This window comes from Streptomyces sp. MST-110588 (assembly GCF_022695595.1).
GTDB lineage: Bacteria > Actinomycetota > Actinomycetes > Streptomycetales > Streptomycetaceae > Streptomyces.
This window is the reverse complement of record NZ_CP074380.1, coordinates 1-18,186: the sequence shown is the minus strand read 5'-3', so window position 1 is coordinate 18,186 and position 18,186 is coordinate 1. Positions and strand designations below refer to the sequence as shown.

At 68.2% G+C, this 18,186-nt stretch carries 8 protein-coding genes and 8 pseudogenes; 6 read left to right on the top strand and 10 right to left on the bottom strand.

Annotation, left to right across the window (positions count from 1 at the left end):
- The first annotated feature begins 671 nt into the window (after window positions 1-671).
- Both istA and istB read left to right on the top strand, forming a co-directional pair.
- A pseudogene (gene istA / locus KGS77_RS00075) lies at window positions 672-2,299 on the top strand (IS21 family transposase).
- On the top strand, window positions 2,296-3,084 hold the full coding sequence (gene istB, locus KGS77_RS00070; protein WP_242577821.1) for an IS21-like element helper ATPase IstB: 789 nt from the start codon (window positions 2,296-2,298) through the stop codon (window positions 3,082-3,084). The pseudogene istA and the gene istB overlap by 4 nt, the downstream one beginning before the upstream one ends.
- Before the next feature lie 53 nt (window positions 3,085-3,137).
- Here the strand turns inward: istB and KGS77_RS00065 are convergent, their stop codons facing one another.
- The 5 genes and pseudogenes from KGS77_RS00065 to KGS77_RS00045 form a co-directional block, all read right to left on the bottom strand.
- The gene (locus KGS77_RS00065) at window positions 3,138-3,734 is read right to left on the bottom strand and encodes a DinB family protein (RefSeq protein ID WP_242577820.1); all 597 of its coding nucleotides are present in this window, start codon (window positions 3,732-3,734) and stop codon (window positions 3,138-3,140) included.
- A gap of 94 nt (window positions 3,735-3,828) precedes the next feature.
- The gene (locus KGS77_RS00060) at window positions 3,829-4,269 is read right to left on the bottom strand and encodes a hypothetical protein (protein WP_242577819.1); all 441 of its coding nucleotides are present in this window, start codon (window positions 4,267-4,269) and stop codon (window positions 3,829-3,831) included.
- 491 nt (window positions 4,270-4,760) lie between these two features.
- Window positions 4,761-5,495, bottom strand: a complete 735-nt coding sequence (locus KGS77_RS00055) for a TniB family NTP-binding protein (protein ID WP_242587226.1) — start codon at window positions 5,493-5,495, stop codon at window positions 4,761-4,763.
- A gap of 372 nt (window positions 5,496-5,867) precedes the next feature.
- Window positions 5,868-7,990: pseudogene (locus KGS77_RS00050) on the bottom strand (Mu transposase C-terminal domain-containing protein).
- Between the two features lie 32 nt (window positions 7,991-8,022).
- Window positions 8,023-8,779 (bottom strand): annotated as a pseudogene (locus KGS77_RS00045) (TnsA-like heteromeric transposase endonuclease subunit); the annotation flags it as partial.
- Between the two features lie 238 nt (window positions 8,780-9,017).
- Here KGS77_RS00045 and KGS77_RS00040 point away from each other — a divergent pair.
- From KGS77_RS00040 to KGS77_RS34785, 4 genes and pseudogenes are all read left to right on the top strand, one after another.
- Window positions 9,018-10,412, top strand: coding sequence for a 3'-5' exonuclease (locus KGS77_RS00040; protein ID WP_242577818.1), 1,395 nt, complete (start codon window positions 9,018-9,020; stop codon window positions 10,410-10,412).
- Window positions 10,409-11,095: a DarT ssDNA thymidine ADP-ribosyltransferase family protein gene (locus KGS77_RS00035; RefSeq protein WP_242577817.1), complete on the top strand. Its 687-nt coding sequence runs from the start codon at window positions 10,409-10,411 to the stop codon at window positions 11,093-11,095. Before KGS77_RS00040 ends, KGS77_RS00035 begins: the two co-directional genes overlap by 4 nt.
- 129 nt (window positions 11,096-11,224) lie before the next feature.
- Window positions 11,225-11,662, top strand: a pseudogene (locus KGS77_RS34790) (ADP-ribosylglycohydrolase family protein); the annotation flags it as partial.
- Between the two features lie 151 nt (window positions 11,663-11,813).
- A complete protein-coding gene (locus KGS77_RS34785) occupies window positions 11,814-12,155 on the top strand; it encodes an ADP-ribosylglycohydrolase family protein (RefSeq protein ID WP_347404568.1) in 342 nt (113 codons plus the stop codon).
- A 630-nt stretch (window positions 12,156-12,785) separates the two neighbouring features.
- Here KGS77_RS34785 and KGS77_RS00025 read toward each other — a convergent pair.
- The 5 genes and pseudogenes from KGS77_RS00025 to KGS77_RS00005 form a co-directional block, all read right to left on the bottom strand.
- Window positions 12,786-12,953 (bottom strand): hypothetical protein, encoded by a 168-nt coding sequence (locus KGS77_RS00025; protein WP_242587837.1) that lies wholly within the window; start codon window positions 12,951-12,953, stop codon window positions 12,786-12,788.
- Window positions 12,954-12,967: 14 nt separating this feature from the next.
- Window positions 12,968-13,198, bottom strand: a pseudogene (locus KGS77_RS00020) (helicase associated domain-containing protein); the annotation flags it as partial.
- A 347-nt stretch (window positions 13,199-13,545) separates the two neighbouring features.
- Window positions 13,546-14,099, bottom strand: a pseudogene (locus KGS77_RS00015) (XRE family transcriptional regulator).
- 5 nt (window positions 14,100-14,104) lie between these two features.
- A pseudogene (locus KGS77_RS00010) lies at window positions 14,105-16,205 on the bottom strand (helix-turn-helix domain-containing protein).
- A 56-nt stretch (window positions 16,206-16,261) separates the two neighbouring features.
- Window positions 16,262-18,186: pseudogene (locus tag KGS77_RS00005) on the bottom strand (Helicase associated domain protein); the annotation flags it as partial.

Below are 18,186 nucleotides of genomic sequence, written 5' to 3'. Positions count from 1 at the left end.
TGTTCCGGCCCAGCAGCAGCCCAAAGCTCTCGCCGGCCGCCTGCCGCACCCGCCGCCATCTGTTCCGGACCCCGGTGCAGAAGGTGCTCCTCGACCTGCCGCGGGGCCCGGCCGGCTCGCTCCCCGACCTGCCGCAAGGTCGACCACCGGCCATCTGCCGCGCCGTGCTCGAGCGCCCGCCGACAGCTGCGAGGTCGTCAGGACCTGCTGCTGTGACGGAGCAGTGATCTTCAGGTGGCTGGACTGGTTTGGTGTGGTGTTTCGTCTTTGAGGTGGGGTTCGGGGTGGCTGAAGTGGTTGTGCTCGGGTGTGGTGGGCGTGGCTTGGGGGTGTGTTCGGTTTGGTTGTTCGGGGGTTTGGCCTGCGGTCCGGTAGTTGTGTGGGATTGATCTTGGTTTTCTCGTGGGTGGGGTGGTGCGTCTATAGGAGACTGCGCTTTCTGGGGGCTTCGGTGTGTGGTGTGGCTGGTCAGTGGTGTGTGTGGGTGAGGAAGACCCGGAGGGATCGTTCGCGTTGCTGGCCAGGCGTGTGGTTATGTGCGTGACTTCGGGAGCCGTTTCGATGTGACTGTGGGAGTCGCCATCTGACCGAGTTTGCGATGGCAGTTTGTTTTGACGTCACTTGAGGGCTTGCGGTGGGACTGTAAGGTGTGCTTCTCCGCTGGGGGCCTCATGGGTAACTCGCAGTCGAAGGTCGAGTTGTACGCGGCGATCCGCCGGGATCACCGGATGGGGATGTCGTTGCGGGCGCTTCAGCGCACGCACAACGTGACCTGGAGGACGGTCCGGCGGGCCCTGGACGGGCAGTGGCCCGAGCCGCGGAAGAAGCAACGACGCAAGGAGTCCCGGCTCGATCCCTACAAGCCGTTGATCGACGGGATGCTGCTGGCTGACCTGGACGCTCCGCCCAAGCAGCGGCACACCGCCCAGCGCATCTACGACCGCCTGGTCGGAGACCATGCGGCCAACGACATCTCGTATCCCATGGTCCGCGTCTACGTGAAGGACCGCTGGGCCCGGACGCGATGTTCGTGCCGCAGACGCATCTGCCGGGAGCGGAGGCGGAGGTCGACTTCGGTGAAGTGCACGTCATGCTCGCGGGCAGGATGACCAAGGTCTATCTGTTCTCGCTGCGGCTGTCCTACTCCGGCAAGGCGGTGCACCGGGTGTTCGCCTCCTGCGGCCAGGAGGCGTTTTTCGAAGGGCACGTGCACGCGTTTCGGGTGCTGGGCGGCATACCCGCGGCCGCATCCGCTATGACAACCTGCGGGCTGCGGTCGAGCGGGTTCTGGGCCTGTCCAGGGCGAGGGTGGAGAACGACCGCTGGACGGCCTTCCGCTCGCACTGGGGCGTCGATGTTTTTTTACTGCCGTCCCGGCATCGAGGGCGCCCACGAGAAGGGCGGTGTCGAAGGGCAGATCGGCTACTACCGCCGCAACCACTTCGTCCCTGTCCCCGAGGTGGCCTCGCTGACCGAGCTGAACGCCATGGTCGACCAGTGGGACCTGGACGACGAAGGCCGGCGTCTGCGCTCGAAGCCCCGCACTATCGGTGAGTGCTTCGCCCAGGAACGGCCGCTGCTGCGGCCACTGCCCCGCGAGGTGTTCGAGACCGGGCGGTGGTTCACTCCGCGGGTCAACCGGTTCGGCCAGGTCACGGTGCGCTGCAACTCCTATTCGGTCCCGGTCCGCTTCATCGGACGCCAGCTGCGGGTGCTGCTGCACGCCAATGACCTGGTCGTCTATGACGGGCGGACTGTGGTCGCCCACCACGAACGCCTCAGCGGCCGGGGCGAATCCCGCCTGGTCCTGGACCACTACCTGGAAGCACTCCTGCGCAAGCCGGGCGCCTTTCCTGGAGCGACCGCCCTCGAACAGGCCAAAGCCGCAGGGAGGTTCACCCCCGTCCACGAAGCCTGGTGGGCCGCAGCCCGCGCCGCGCACGGCGAGGCTGCTGGCACCAGAGCCTTGATCGAGGTGCTGCTGCTGGGCCGCCACATGGAACACGAACACGTCGTCGCCGGACTCGCCGCAGCCCACCAGGCAGGCGCCCTGACCGCGGACGCGGTCGCGCTGGAGGCCCGCAAGGCTGCCGAAGGCGAGACCTTCACCGAGCCCGCGAAGCCCACCCCGGCCCATCCCGTCCAGCCGCAGGAGGAGCCCGGCGGCACTGTCACCTTCCTGTCCGACTGGAAGCTGTCCCACCTCCCGCCCGACAACCGGCCGCTGCCGTCGGTGGCCCACTACGACCAGCTCCTGAAACGGCACGGCCGCACGGCCGGAGAGAAAGAGGGATCATGACACGTAAGCGCGGACTGACCGAAGAAGCCGCCACCGCCTCGATCGACCAGGCATGCCGCATGCTCAGGCTGCCCTCCATCCGCCAGCAGTTCGCCGACCTCGCCGAAGGCGCCGCACGCGATCAGATGTCGTATCGGGCGTTCCTCGCCGAACTGCTGATGACCGAGTGCGACGACCGGGCCCGCCGACGCTCAGAACGCCGGATCAAGGCCGCTTCCTTCCCCCGCGACAAGAGCCTGCGGGTATTCGACTTCGACGCCAACCTCAACGTCGACCCGGCCACCGTCAACACCCTCGCCACCTGCGAATGGGTCAAGAAAGGGGAGCCGCTCTGCCTGATCGGCGACTCCGGCACCGGCAAGTCCCACCTGCTGATCGCCCTGGGCACGGAGGCCGCGATGCACGGCTTCCGCGTCCGCTACGTGCTGGCCACCAAGCTCGTCAACGAACTCGTCGAAGCCGCCGACGAGAAGCAGCTGTCCAAGACGATCGCCCGCTACGGCCGCGTCGATCTGTTATGCATTGATGAACTCGGCTATATGGAGCTTGACCGCAGGGGCGCTGAGCTGCTGTTTCAGGTTCTGACCGAGCGCGAGGAGAAGAACAGCGTTGCCATCGCTTCGAACGAAAGTTTCAGCGGGTGGACGAAAACGTTCACGGATCCGCGGCTCTGCGCGGCCATAGTCGACCGCCTGACCTTCAATGGCGCCATCATCCAGACCGGCACCGAGTCCTACAGCCTCGCCCATACCAAAGCCCTGGCCGAACAAACCCAGGCCAGCTGAACGACGCCGCAGGGCCGACCCCGGAGCCAGCGGGGTCGGCAGCAGTGGAGAGATCAGCCGTCGACTTCCCGCGCCACGCGCTCCAGGCGGCTCCGGTGGTCCTCCCACCACGCCTGATCCCCTGGCGGCATGTTGTCCTTGCCCTGCAGATACCCGACGGATCCGTCGATGAGCTCTCGCACGATGTCCGCGTGGCCGGCGTGCCGCTGAGTATCGGAGATCACGCGCACCAGGATGTGGTGCAGTGTCACCTCCCGACGTTCCTCCGGCCACCACGGGACGTGTCCTGTCGCCTCAAGCGGCAGCGTCGCGATCGTGCTGTCGGAGTGCTTCCACGCCTGTCGATACAGCCCGACGATGTATTCGCGTGACTCGTATGCCGTGGCCCACATGTCCGAGTTGGGTTCTGTGTCCTCCGTATACCACCAGGGCGGCGGGTCCTCGTCGAAGAACGGCCGCCCGAACGTGTCACCGAAATAGCCCAGTTCCACACCGGCGACATGCTTGACCAGCCCCAACAGGTTCGTGCCTGTGGAAGTCAGCGGACGGCGGATGTCGTACTCCGAGAGCCCATCGAGCTTCCACACCAGGGCTTCACGCGCTTCTTGCAGGTATCGGAGAAGGTCCGCTTTCGGGTTCGGTTCGATCATGCCGGGCAGTCTTCCACCCGGCACTGACAGTCGAGAGTGACATCAAAAGCCACTGACGTTGATCTTGTCTGACGTCACGAAACGACTCCCCAAGTCACCTCGAAATGACTCCCCGTGAAAGTGGCACAGCCAGGCGTGGGAGTGCGAGTCGGTGGGCGATGAGGCTGAGGTCGTCGTCCGTGGTGCGGTGTGGCCGGTTGGGCAGGGTGGCGAGTGTGCGGGCGAGGGCAACGGTTTCGGGATAGGTGATCAGGTCGCGGGTCAGGAGGGCGGGGGAGGCGCTGCTCGTGGTGGTCAGGTGAGGGTTGTCCTTGCAGAGCCGGGTCAGGCGGGTGTGCCAGCGGTGGGTGAGGTGTGGCTGGTGGTCGTACCAGCGGGTGGTGATGGCGTGTGCCGCGGTCCAGGCGGTGAGGGCGCGTGGGTGCCGTAGGAGTCGCTGGTGGGCGTGGTGCGCGTCGGTGATTTCGGGCGTCGCCCGAGTGTGGAGGGGGAGGTGAGCCGCGGGTCGGGGGTGGCTCGGTGGTGGCGCGGGCACGTCAGCCGGTGCGGCTTCGGGTGGAGCCAGGCGGTGTCGGTGGTGTCGTGGCTGCGGTGGCGGGTGCACAGGGTGCAGGCGCGGACGGGCTGCTGCCCGGCCTCGAGTCGTTTCCAGCGCGCGGTGGCAGCGATGTGATGGGCGTCGTTGTTTGGGGCCAGGCGGGGCAGGGCGCGCGTCAGGTGGGGAGGGACGTGCGGGTGAGGACGGTGAGGTGCCGGGCTGCGTTGTGGTTGAGGTGGAGTTCGGCTGCGGGCAGGGTGCCGTGGCTGTGGGGGTGATGCCGACGCCGTGGAGGAGCTGGGGGAGCGCCAGATGGTGGGCGTCGGCGAGGCGTTGGACGTATGAGGCGGTCGCTTCGCCGGTCAGCGGCCGTAGGCGGAATACGCCCGGCGCGACTGACGGGATCCGCAGCCATGCCTTAGCAGTGAGGACGTCGCGCTGCGTGGGGGCGGCCGCAGCCGGGGCAGGGGCTGTGACGTCTGTCCGGCTCACGGGGGGCTGGTATTCCGGCTCCGGGGCCGGGTTTGGGGACGGTAGTGCTGTTCGGCGAGGTGGTCCAGGCGGACTGCTTCGAGGGTGGTCTTGGTGATGCGTTCGGTGCCGTCGATCATGGCGGTGATGGCGGCCTGGCGGATGAGGCGGGCGAGGCTGCCGATGCGGCCGGCGGTGCGCTCGTGGAGGTAGGGGGCCAGCCGGGGGAGGGTTCCGGGCCGGTGGTGGCGCAGGTCGAGCGCGCCTTCCATGGCGGTGATGAGGTCGCGGAAGGGCTGTTCGTCGCCGAGGCGGGCGGGGAAGGCGGAGCAGTCGATGAGGGAGGCGCGTCCGGCGAGCTGCGCGCCGCGTACCCCGGTGAACAGGGGTGTGGTGGTGACGTCGATGCCGGCGTAGACGAAGGTGGCGCCGATGCGTTCGGTGAGGTCTTTGATCAGGTCGGCGCTCTGGGCGCCGGTGGTGGTGCGGGGGTTGAGCCGGTGGATCTTGTCGATCATCACCAGATGGACGCCCGCGGCGGTGTAGGTGTGGCAGACGGCGCCTGTGATCTGGGCCTGGGACATGCCGGCGGTGACGGGGATGCCGAGGTAGCGGGCGAATTCGATGGCGAGGGTCTTGGCGCTGGCGGCAGGCGGGACCAGGACGTAGGCGACCGGGGCCTGTCCGGCCGCTGTCGAAGCGCCGTGGCGTCGGGTGTGGGCGAGGTAGCAGGGGCGTCCGACCTGAAGCAGGGCGGTGGTTTTCCCGGCGCCGGCGGGGCCGGTGACGATCAGGGACGGCCGTGCGGTGACGGCCTGGTGGGTGGCGGCCGAGGGTCATCAGGATGCGCACGTTCTTGGCGAGAGCGTCGATGGCGGGGGTACGCACGGTGACGAACCGCGAGTGGTAGGCCAGGCGCTCCTCCAGACTGCGAGAGGGTGCGTCGGGCGGGGGAGGAGCGGCCACGGGAGTGGTGGCGAAGGCATGGAAGCCGTCCCAGGTGGTCACCGACTGAAGCTGCGGATCAGGGGCGTCGTCGGCGGTGCTTGCCGCGGCCCCGGGAGACCGGTCCGCCGTCGACGGGGACCTGCGGGCCGATGCATCGCTCATGCCCGGCGAGGCGTTCACCACTGCTCGGCTTCCGCTTCGGCGTCCCACAGCCCGTAGCCGCCTGCCTCGGCCGGCGCCGCGCTTGTGCTTTCCGGATCGCCAGTGCCCGACTCCGTGGCCGGGGCGGTGCTGATCAGGTCGTCCAGGCTTTTGCTCCAGTCCGGTTCCGGGGCCGGTGCGGTCTCTGCTGCGAGCGGGCGCCGCTGCCCGGGCAGGTCGGGCAGCGGCACGGCCGTACCGCGGATACGACGCCGTTTGCTGGGGCTGGCTTGGTGTTCCGTACCGGCGGGGCCGCGGGTGCGGCGCAGGAGCTGGTCCAGAGCATCGGCGAGGTCGGCCTCGTGCTGGCCGCGGTCTCCGCGTTGTTCGACCTCGGTGTGGATGTGGCGCCAGAGGGCGTCGTTGAATGGCTGGTGGACGTGGTCGCGGTGGATCCAGGGGATTTCGTGGAGCTGTCCGTCGGTGAGACGGACGAAGATCTGACGGGCGTCGTGGGGGTTGTGGTGGACCTCCCACTTGCCGTCCTTGGCCGCGACGGGGGAGCGCTGGCTGCGGTAAGGGTCGAGGGTGTCGTGGTTGTAGGTGCGGTAGTCGAGGCGGATGCCGCATTCGGTGATGGGCTGCCAGCGAACGGGCAGCAGCTCGAGGTAGTCGGCCCTGCTCAGTGGCACCGGCACGTAGCCGCTGATGGTGATCAGCGCGGCCCGCATCTGGTTCGGGGTGAGGGCGGTTTTGGGCAGGACGGGGTGGCGCAGTCCGTCGTGGGGCCGGTTCTGCCAGCCGCAGGTGATCCATTCGTCGAGGAAGTCCTGCATCTGAGGGATCGTCCACCGGGTCTCGGCCGATGTCTTGGAGCCGCGGCGCTGGGGGTTGGATCCGGTGTGGCCGACGACATGCTGGCAGAACAGGTCGTTGATCGAGCCGAAGGCCCGCTCCACCACAGTCTTGGCCTGCGGGCGGCGGGGCGGGGCGGGCTGCACGCTCACCCCGAGCGTCTCGCAGGCGGCGACGAAGCCCTGTGAGAGGTAGATCTTCCCCGGTCGACGACGATCGTCTCGGGCACGATCACCGGGCGGGCGGCCGCGCCCTCCAGCCGTTCGTCCAGCGACAACATCCGCTGATACGGCACCTCGGCACGCGACAGGTGAAGCGACTGGGGCCAGGTCGGCCGGGCTGGGTGGGGGACGGCCATCTCGGCCAGGAGGAGGGCGGCGTCGACGGCTTTGGTGCTGTGCGGGCGCAGGACGGCGGCCAGGATGGAGCGGGTGGCGACGTCGGCGGCAATGGTCAGCTCCGGCCGCCCCAGGCTGCCGTCCTCGAGGACGGCCATGATGTCCAGGCGGGTGGTGTCGATCTGCACCTGCTCCCCCGGCCGCAGCACCACCAGCGCCGACGAGGCCCGGGCGGGCGTGCTGGCGGTCCGTGCCGGGCGTCCCGGATGCTCGGCCGGGTCGGCCAGCACACTCACCAGCCGGTTGAACGTCGACCGTGACGGCATCTCCACCACGCCGCGCCCGTGCGTGTCCTCCAGGATCTGCCCGACCAGTACCTGCAGCCCTTTCGCCGTTCCCTTCGACCGGCCTCGCTGGCGCCGCAGCGCCTCCAGCACCGCGGCCACGATCCGCTCGTCGGCATACCCCGTCGGATGTCGGCCGCGTGTCGGCACCGCACGCTTGTCGACCAGCCCCCACAACCCCTGCTTGCGGTAGCCATGCCGCATCCGCTCCACCGTCGTACGCGTCACCCGCGCGAAGCCGAGCGCCGCCAGTTCCTTCGCCTTGGCCGCGTCGCGTTGCGCCAGCGTCCACCGCTCGGGGTCGTACTCCGGCCGCATCGTCTGGCCGTCACGGCCACCCTCAGGGTGCGGCCACCCGGTCTCTGCCTCCCGGATGTGGGGCAGCCAGGCCAGCGCCCGCTGCTGGGCCGCCACCGGAACGGTCTGGAACAGCCCCCACTGTGGCACCGCGTCCGGCGACCGTACGCCCACTACTTCGAAGCTCGGATCGGTGAACAACCGCCCCAGGAGCAGCCTTGTTCCGGTGCCGCCCTCCTGCAGCAGGTAGACCTGCCGGCCCTGCAAGGCGGCGACCTGCCAGGTCTGTCCCCGGTAGGTGACGTGCGCGCCGACCTCCACCACCGGCCGCGGGCTCTTATCGTGTGCGCCGCCCACTCACCCCTTCCTTGGCCGCCTCCGGCACCCAGCCGCTTTCCGGCGCCCCCACCACTGCGTTCAGCGTCAGCGCGGACCAGCGACTCCTGGTGCAGCGGCTCATCAAGAGACGTCGTCAGATGCCCGCGCCACAGCGCGTGATAGACAGCCGGCAGTACCTGGAGCGGATCACCCACCGCGGCCGCACCGCCGGCCAGTGGCCGGAACCCGGCGAACGCCTCGGCCAGCGCGGCCCGCACCCCGGGCGGGCCCTGATTGCGCGGATGGCGGTAGCCGGCCAGCCACCGCAGATTCGCCGCCATCACCGCAGACGGCGGCTCAAGCCGCCGATACGCCCAGTCCACGCGGGCACACGCCGCCTCCAGGACCATCCGCGCCTGCTGCGCCCCGTCTCCACCGGGGGCGGGCTGGCGGGGCAGTCGGCGAGCAGGCCGGTGCCGTCGGCGTACCGGGCGAAGAGCTGGGGCACCACGAGCGCACCCGTCCGTCGGTTTCCCGCCACAGCAGCCGTACCGGGCGTGCGGAAAGACCGGTCACGTCCGGATCCCGGACCAGGATCATCAGCTGGGTGCGCATCGCTGCCCAACCGTGCACGACGTGCCTTCCGGTGGTCGCCGACCACCACCAGCCCGGCCCCCATCGACGGCCCGGCACGGCCGGAAACGCGGATACCGGCGCCAGGTCCTCGAAACGCACCGTGGCCGCCGCTTGATCCCATGGCAACTGCGTCACTTGCCCGGCAGCGGTGGCGAACACCGTCTCGACGCCCGCCTCGCCCCACCCGTTGACAGCTTGCTGCTCCACGCCGACCAGCCAAGTACCTGCCGTCTCCGGGGGAGGGACACCTCAGCAGCCATCACTCGAACAAGTGACCGATGTGTCGCTTTCTGCGATTCCGTGACGAACTGTTGTCCGATCTTCAACCTGCCTGGCGGCGCTCGCTCCTAACATGGCCTCAGGTTCGGGGGGTGAGTCTTGGGGAGGGACCGCGCGGATGAAGGTTCTCAGGCCGACGCAGCCGACGAGCGAGCAGCTCACGGTGATCAACAATCACAAGCCGGGGGTGTTCGTCGTACGGGGGGCCGCGGGCAGCGGCAAGACCACGACTGCCCTGTACCGGCTGAAGTTCACTGTCGGTTTCTGGCAGCGTCGTCGCCGCGACGGCTTCATCAGTGGCCCCGTCCGTGTCCTGGTTCTCACCTACAACCGCACGTTGCGCGGTTACATCGAGGAACTCACCCAGGAGCAGCTCAAGGGCAATGACGTCGAGCTGACGATCTCCACTTTCGCGAAGTGGGCCACCGATCGCGTGGCCTACGAGCGGATCCTCCAGGACCGGGAGGGCAGTCGGAAGCTGGAGGCCCTGGCCGAGCCCCTGCCGTTGTCCGCCGACTTCGTACGCTCCGAAGCGGACTATGTCCTGGGCCGCTTCATGCCCGATCACCTGGACGAGTACATCGAGTGTGAACGCCAGGGTCGCGGCCGCTCCCCGCGGATGCCGGCCTCGGTGCGCCGCCGGTTGCTGGAAGAGGTGATCTACCCCTTCCAGGAGTGGAAGAAGCAGCAGCAGGCCTGGGACTGGTCTGACCTGGCGAATGCCATGGCGGCCAAGCGTGCCGACGACCCCTACCACGTGGTCGTGGTCGACGAGGCTCAGGACTTCTCCGCCAACCAGGTCCGCGCCGTGCTCAACCACCTCACCGACGAGCACACGCTTACCTTCGTCCTCGACGCTGCTCAGCGCATCTATCCGCAGCGCTTCACTTGGAGCGAGGTCGGCCTGAGCGTGGGCTCGCACAACAGCAAGCTGTTGTCGAAGAACTTCCGCAACACCCGGCAGATCGCCGCCTTCGCCGCCCCGCTGCTCAACGACGTGGAGACGACGGACGACGCCGCGATCCCGGACCTCACCTCCTGCAAGGAAGAGGGCGACAAGCCTTTGCTGGTCCAGGGCACCTTCACCCAGCAGATGGACCATGTGGTGCAGTTCCTCAACGACCTCGGACCAGACAATGACGAGTCCGTCGCCATCCTTCATGCCAAGGGCTGGTTCGGCGAGGTCAAGAACCGTCTGAACACCGCGGGACTGGCCTACGTGGAGCTCACCCGCAACGCCGAGTGGCCGACGGGGCCGGTGAACGTCGCGCTTTCGACGATGCACTCCGCCAAGGGGCTGGAGTTCGACCACGTGATCATCGTCGGACTCAACAGTGAAGTCATGCCCCATGCCACCGAGCCCGGCGACAGCGAACGAGACGCCCACCTGCGCCTGCTGGCCATGTCCGCCGGACGCGCCCGCAAGACGCTGACCATCACTTACAAGCCCTCCGAGGCAAGCGACCTCATCGCCTGCATGGACCCGGACACCTACGAGGTGAAAGCCGTATGACCGCGGCAGAGCCGATCCCGGCCATACCGGATGGCCAAGGACAGGATGAGGGCATCAACGCCCTCATCCAGGAACGCAAGATCACCGAAGTGGTGCACTTCACGACAAACCGGGGCTTGCTGGGCATACTTCTGCAACGAGAATGCAAGGCTCGGGCGCTTCTGTCAAAGGACGAGTATCTCGAGAGCATCTACCACGAAAACACCAAGTGGCGCCGCGAGGACCCCAAATACTGGCGGTACGTGAACCTCAGCATCAGCCAACCCAACCACAGCTTCCTGCGAACCAGCAGCCAAAAGTGGTGGGCGAACGAAGACCTATTCTGGGCAGTCCTCAGCTTCGATCCCGTCATCATGACGCACCCAGGCGTGCTGTTCTCCCCAAGCAACATGGGATACGAGGGCATCACTCCCGTGAAGGGACTGCCTGGAGCCGAAGCTCTCTTCGCCGACCGCGTCCCCTACGGCTTCGGCAAAAACACACCGCCACGCGGCAACCGCGAGCCTCACCTGCCCACGAACCCGCAAGCCGAGGTGCTCTACCCGCAGGCCGTCTCCACCCGATACCTGCAGCGCATCTGCGTCCTCACCGACGAGGACGCAGCGAAGGCCGAGGCCATTGTCAGCGTCAGCGGACATGATGAGGTCGACATCATTGCCGACCCGGTCACGTTCGGCAGGTAAGGACTACGGTGAGCGCCATGCAATGGGAGGTAGTACGCGCCTCAGCCCAGTGGGCGGCGTACGGAGATGCACTCGGCTTCATCACCGAACTGACCGACACCGCCGGCGTGCGACGACGCGTCGGACAGGATGAAGTCACCACGACCGTGCCTGGAAGAGGCGCGTGGGAGGCCGCTACGGACGCGACATGCCTCTCCCGCAGGCGCCTACTCCGATGACACCCAACTGCGCCTTGCAACTTCACGCGCCATTCGCGGAGACGGGGAATTCGACGCCGAGGCCTTCGCGAAGATCGAAGTCGTTGCCTGGCAGGCCTACGCCCTCGGCGCCGGCCGCGGGACCAAAGCGGCAGCCACCGGTTTGATGCGGGTCGAAGCCAAGTGGTCGCAGAACGTCTTCGCCACCAAAGCCGCCCGCTACGTCGACATCGGCGGCAACGGCGCCATGCGTATCCAGCCCCACGTCTGGTCCGCACGGGACCTCACCAACTGGGACCACATCACCCGCGACGTCGTACGCAACGCCGTCAGCACCCACGGCCACCCTCGGGGCATCCTCGGCGCCGTCCTGCACGCCATCCTGCTGGCCCACGCCCTGGACACCAACGAACTCCCCGGCCCCAAGCAGTGGCGCCCCGCAGTCGACTGGCTGGAGCAGGTACCGGACATCATCGCAAAAGACGACGAACTGGCATATCTTTGGCTACCCACATGGAGTGATGCCGCTGGCATCGACTTCCGCTCGGCCGCCGTCACCGTCGCCAACGAATGCCGCGCAGCACTCGAGGCATTCGACCCCACAACGCCCTTCACAACAGAGACCTACGCTGCCCTGGTGCAGCGGTGGGGCGGCTTCGAGGACGCAACGCGTGGATCAGGCACAGTCACCACTGCTTGCCGCGGTTCTGGCACATGCCTATGCCGACTCCCCAGAAGCTGGCCTGCTCCTTGCCGCCAACACCCTCGGCTCGGACACCGACACGATCGCCACCATGGCTGGCGCTCTTCTAGGCGTCGTCACGGCAGGCCCCCGCCCGGCACCGTGCAAGATGTCCAGGTAATCGACTCCGAGGCACGGCGCATGTGGGACATTTCTCAAGGGCGTGAGGCCTCCACATTCGCCTACCCGGATCTTCTGCGCTGGAGCCCTCCCAAGGCCACGCTCGACCTCGTAGGCCACACACCAATGGGGCCGGCATTGGCTGGTCTGGGGCCCTTTACGCCTACGAACACACCAGCAGCCAGTAACCAGGCCACATACGTGTGGGGCACTTTGCCGTTCGGCCAGAGCGTCCTTGTCCGCGCCAGGCCGGATCTCAGGCCACTGGATGAGAACCTGCTCCCCGGGGACGTGCGACCACCACGGAATCGGCGGGCTGCAGACGCCCCGAAAGAGCAGCAACTCCTCTTCGAAGCTCCGGTGCGGCCTGCCGTATCCACCGATCAAAGGCCCGTCCGGTCGGGACTGCACCTGGTGCGGTGAGCGAGCGTGCCCACCGGCAGGCACCGCCGTCCATCGAGGAGATCGTTCAAGAGCTGGCGAAAAACGGGTTCACTCCCGAGCAGGTAGGCCGGGCGTTGCTTCACCAGATCCAAGGTGGTCGGTACGGCGTCGAGCGGGCCGCTGCGTTCGCTGGGCTACTGGCCCGGGCGTATCGCAGCGAGCAGGAGCCCCCTCGCTGAAACGAGAGCTACCTGCCCACGCCGATGCCGACCAGGAGCTGCTGCTGACCAGGGTGTAGGAGCGGCCATGCCTGGCGTTGGGTGGTGACCCATCGTGTGGCGCGTGGGGTATCGGGGCGGATGCGGGCGTGGTGGTAGGCGTACTGCACCGCATCGGCCAGGGCGGGTTCCCCCACGGGTCCAGGCTGGCCAGGACGCGGGCTTGAGGGGATGTGCCGTTCCTTTTGCGGGCGCGTTGGCGGTGTTCGGCCAGCCAGCGTCCGATCGAAAAGCCTTCGTGCTGCTCGCCGGCGTGTGGAGCGAGGTGCCCGTGCTGGGCTGCGTAGGAGCGGGCCGGACCCCAGGCAGCAACCGTCTCCACCCCGTTGTGGAGCCGCGCCGCCGGCCTCTCCGTCAAGGGGCCCAGCGGCTCCTCCCACATCCAGGCCAGCAGCGCACGGCGTATGTCCACCTGCGGCACACGGCACAGCGCCGCGACCCGGTCCCGGGCCGCGGCGTTCAAGAACACCTCACTGTCGCCCTGCAGAGCCCCGACGACGCTCTGCTGGCCAGCCACTTCGGTGACCGACGACAGCAGACTCCGCACCGTCAGGCCGTACCTGTCCGTGATCCGCCCCAGGAACGACAGCGTCATCTCACCCTGCAGGGGAGCCACCGAAAGGCACCCGAGGCCAGCAACAGCTTCCCCACCCATCCCGTCGCGTGTGACAACTATCGTGCTTCGGCTCACCCGACGAGCAGGTTCTGGGCCTGCGAGCCGGGACCAGGTCAGTAGTCGAGGTCGAGGTAGTCGATGTCGTTGAGGGTGACGTCGGAGAGCCCCATGGCGCGGTTTCCGCCGTCCTGGAAGTAGATGTCCTTGAAGCCTTCGGCGATGATCCGGCGCATCTGCAGGTCGCTGGCTCCGGCGTCGCGGGCGTCGAACAGGCGCTGCGCGTATTGCGCGGGGAGACGGACGGTGAGCCGGCGGAAACGTCCGTCGTCGGTCGTACCGATCGGCGCGGTGTAGCCGAACCGGGCGCGGGTCTCGACCGTGATCCCGGTCGTGGCAGCCTGCTTGCGCCGGCGTTTGCGGACCTGGGGCTGCCAGCGCCGCCGCACGGCATCGTCGATCCTCGCGGCGATGTCCTTCGGCGGGTGTTTGCGTTCGCCCTTGCGGTAGCGCTCCACCGACCGCTGGCTGACCCCGATCTCCGCCGCGACGGCTTTGGTCGTCTTGAGCTGCTTGATCAGAAAGTTGATGCGGGCCTGGAGTGTCTTGGGCGGCTGGCGGGTGAAGGCTTCTGGTCGGCGCGTTCGATGGCGTCGTCGATCTCTCCCACAGCGCTTACTCGCCTTCGTCGAGGACGGCGTCGCCGCCCTTGATGTGGCGGGCGGGTTTGTAGCCCTGTTCCATCAGGTCGACCGCCCACAGCATCGACTGGACGCCTCGAGTTTGGCCAGGCCCGGGGTGGGACCGAGGCGGAAGCCGCCAGGCTGGGGCTTGCCGGAGGCGGCGTAGGGCAGGAAGTCCAGCGCGAGGCGCAGGCGAGGGGTAGACGACGCAGTCGGACAGCACGGCGAGCGGGTACAGACCCGTCATCGTGGCCATGTTGCGCATCTTGCGGTGCATATTGACCCGGGACTTGGAAATGACGGCGGCACGGATATCCGGACGCCAGGTGGGGCGCTGGAGGGCCGGCCACCGCTCGCCCTCCTTGTATTTCTTGCCCTGCGGGCGCTCGCGGAGCTTGCCGATGCCGCCCTTCACGGTGGCCTTGATGGCAGACAGGACGGCGGCCAGGCCCGGGTCGACGTCTTTGTGCTGCTCCATCGCTGCGAGGAACTCGGTGTCGGACAGGTCCCGGGTGACGCCGAGGTCGGCGAGGGTGTCGACGTACGCGTTCTTGAGCCGATCGTGCCAAGGGTCCAGGTACGCGCCGGTCTCCCGGCGCAGGTAGGCCTCGATCGGGGCGACGTTGTAGCCGAGTTCCTGGGCGTAGGCGACGGTGTGCGTCTGGTACCAGGCAGGTCCCGACGGCCGGGTGCCGTCCGGCGTGAAGGGCGAGGGCAGCCGCGGGTCGATCTCCACATGGCTCAGGTCGACGAGCCAGGAGCCGGGGATCTTCGGATTGAACGTCGGACGGCGGAAGTGGTCGGGCGCTGACAGGCCGACGACCAGGCGGGCAGAGGCGGCGAGGAAGGCGGTGTTGAGGTCCAGGCCGACCGCGTACGGCAGGGTGCACTCCTCATCCGTCAGCAGGCTGACATCGCGCACCCACTGGTATGCCTCTTCATTGAGGAACCCGCCGGTCCAGCCGGAGTCCACGACGACGGGGTGTTCGGGGGTGGCTTCCGGCGGCGCAGGGTCGATCGGATCCGTGCCGAGGGAGCCGGGGTTGTGGCCAGGCACCAGTTCCCGGTCGCCGGGTCCTGCACCGCACGTGTGGGCGGGCGCAGCGCCGTCATCAGCTCCAGCCCGGAGACGGCCGTTGACCCGCGCGGGGTGATGACCCGGGTGGCGTAGACGCCGAGGGCGCGGGCGATGTCGGCCGGCTCCATGTCCGCGACGCCGGGCCAGGACCGCTCGTCGAGCGCGTCCCAGGACAGGATGGCGAACTGCACGCACTGTCGCTCCCGTCCCTGCACCTTGCGGTAGATCCTTGCCCAGGGGCCGAACCGCGCTGGGTGAGCCGCCATTTGGCTTTCACCACTTGCTTGACCACGGGATGGTCTTCGGGAAGGCGCAGGGAGGGCGCTGCTCGTGGCCTTCCAGGCGCTCCGGCAGCCCCAGCTTCACCGCGGCCGCCGCGGTGAGCACGATCAGCGGGTCGGAGTCCTTGCCGTAGCGGTTCAGCTTCGGCGCGCCGAAGCCGGACTCGCGCAGCGTCCACTCCACCAGCTCCACCACCGTGGTCGCCGGGCAGTCCAGCACCAGGCCGTCGACGCCGTATGCGCAGCCGTCACCGTCCAGGACCGCGAGGGGCCATGAGGGAAGCGAGAGTCGGCTACCGGCTGCGCCGCCTTCTTCGTGGCCGGCCGGCTCGATGCTGCGGCGGGCCTGGGGGCGGCAGGGCACGCCGGCGCCGCAGCCGCAACAGCGGAGCCCTGGGGGGCATCTGCCGTCCCCGTGGACGCGGCCGGTTCGGTAGACGCCGCGGGCGCCGCTGCGGCGCCCGCGGCTGCCGGAGCCGTACCGGGAGCCGGGTACTTCGCCGCCCACCCCTTCAGCAGCCGCTGGTAGGCATCCAGACGCGGCGACTTCGGCTCGCTGCGCCCGTTCTCCAGTTCTTCACCGACTGGGTCGTCGTCTTCAACGCGGTGGCCAGGCGAGCCTGCGTGATGCCGGCGGCCTCGCGCAGCCGGGCACGCTCCGCCGGAGGCGGCAGATGCGGCTCCTCGTTCAACAGAGCGTCGACCGACGCGAACAGCTCTTCCTCAGATGCCATGACCCTGCACCCCTACTTCAGGCAAGCTTGCTTAACCACAAACTTATCCCATTCTCTTAGCCTTCCAAGGCCCATTCCAGTCCCAGGGCGGCGAGTGCGGCGAGCTTGTCGGTGGTGAGCTTGGCGCGGCGGCTTTTCTGATTCATGATCCACACCCCGAGCCGGACTCCCGACCCGTCTTCCAGCCGTTCTACGTGTCCCCTGGGGACCTTCACGGAGCCCTCGCGGGTCTTGTACTGGGCGAGGGCTGCTACGCCCTTTTCGAAGGCGCTCAGAGGCGCCGTGGGCGGCTTCGCCTGCGGTTCCGGGCCGGGCGGCGGTGTGATGCCGAGCTGCTCCAGGCGCTGGCGCTGACCGTCGGTCAGGCCCTGCCAGACCTCGGGCTTGCGCTGCCGCGCCAGCCACTTGCCGATGTCCATGCCGTGGACCGTGAACCCCGGCAGGACGTCCGCCTGGCCCTCCTCGTCGGCTACCAGCTCCCGCAGGGCGGCGTAGTGCCGCTGCCACTCCGCCGACCAGGACGGGTTCCAGTCCTCGTCCACCGCCTCCAGCGCGGCCTTCCATTCGGGTGGCCCTCCAGCGCACCGGGGCGGCGCAAATTGCTCAACCACTGTCCTACCGGCCTGGACAGGGCCACGGCGGACCTCGGAGCACACAGGGTCCAGTGCTGCTCGTAGTAGGCCTTGGCGGCTTCCAGGTTCTCCTGGAACCGCTCATCCGCCACGGACCACACCATGCCGAGCCGCTCCAGCCGGCGGGCGCGCTGCCCGCTCATCTCCCCGGCCGCGTAGGCCCGTCGCTGTTCTGCCACCCACTGCCCGAGCGGGGTCGCGCCCTCCCGGTGTCCGTACGGTACCCGTGCGTTCCCGACCCGCTCCACGTACGCCTTCAGCTTCATCCAGCCGCGCGCCCAGTCCTGACGCTCGGTGTCGATCACGTTGAAGGACACCCAGTTGGCGACCATCACCGGATCACGCGGAGCAGCAAAGCGCAGCAGCAGGCGGGATTCTTTCTCGCCTTCCTGGGACGCCGTGCCGATGTACTCGGGGGCTGCGCGACGTCCTTCTGAGGCTCCTGGGGGATTGCCAGCAATTCCACGGCCTCTTCATCGTGAGCCCGCAGACCCTCAAGAACTTTCACCAAAGGCCGGTACGAACCAGAGGTGAACATATCCTCCGGCGATTCATCAGGCTGGAGGAATACCGGCACGATCAAAGACGCGAGCTTTCCTTCTCCGGGCTTCTGGCGCAGCGCCCGGCCGATTGCCTGCACGATGTCGTGCGGTGCGCCCTTGGGGTCCAGGAGAGCCACCGAGTCCACGGCCCGGATGTCCACACCCTCGCCCAGGACACGGCAGTTCGAGAGCACGGCCCGCCGGGCGGTGGAGCCGAACTTGCCCAGCACCTCCCGCCGGCGCTCCGGGACATGTTCGCCGCACAGCCAGTCCGCCCAGATCTCGGCCGGGTACTTCTCCGGCTGGTTGGCGTGCAGCCGCTTGGCCATGCGCTTCAGGCCCTCCGCATACGCCGCGGCCTCTATGGTCCGGTGGTGGAAGGTGATGCAGGTCTGGAGGTTGTGCTGCGCCATCGTGTGCAGGAGCGCGGCCTGGAGGGCGCCCAGGCGCTGCCCGCGGACCTGCTCGGTGTGCCGGTCCTCGCCCATCAGCCGCTCGGGCGTCACGACCGGGTCCTTCAGCTCCAGGACAATGATCTGGTACCGCGCCAGCAGCTTTCGCGACACCGCCGACGCCAGCGACAGCTTGTAGAGAACCGGCCCGAAGACCCTCTCGTCGTCCATGGAGGCCGCCATCTCGCGCGGCAGCGGGTCGCGTACTCCCTCGGCGACCTCGCGGTTCAGCCGCTCCTCCCAGATCCGCGGCGTCGCCGTCAGGTACAGCCGGCGGTGCGCGGGATCTTCGTCTGGTCGTGGATGTCCGCCCACGCCTTCCTATCGACCCACTGGTCCGGTGCGCCTCATCGAC

Coding starts and splice junctions, on each gene's coding strand:
- KGS77_RS00040 (WP_242577818.1), top strand. CDS start 9,018: ATGAAGGTTCTCAGGCCGACGCAGCCGACGAGCGAGCAGCTCACGGTG.
- KGS77_RS00035 (WP_242577817.1), top strand. CDS start 10,409: ATGACCGCGGCAGAGCCGATCCCGGCCATACCGGATGGCCAAGGACAG.
- KGS77_RS34785 (WP_347404568.1), top strand. CDS start 11,814: ATGCCGCTGGCATCGACTTCCGCTCGGCCGCCGTCACCGTCGCCAACG.
- istB (WP_242577821.1), top strand. CDS start 2,296: ATGACACGTAAGCGCGGACTGACCGAAGAAGCCGCCACCGCCTCGATC.
- KGS77_RS00065 (WP_242577820.1), bottom strand. CDS start 3,734: ATGATCGAACCGAACCCGAAAGCGGACCTTCTCCGATACCTGCAAGAA.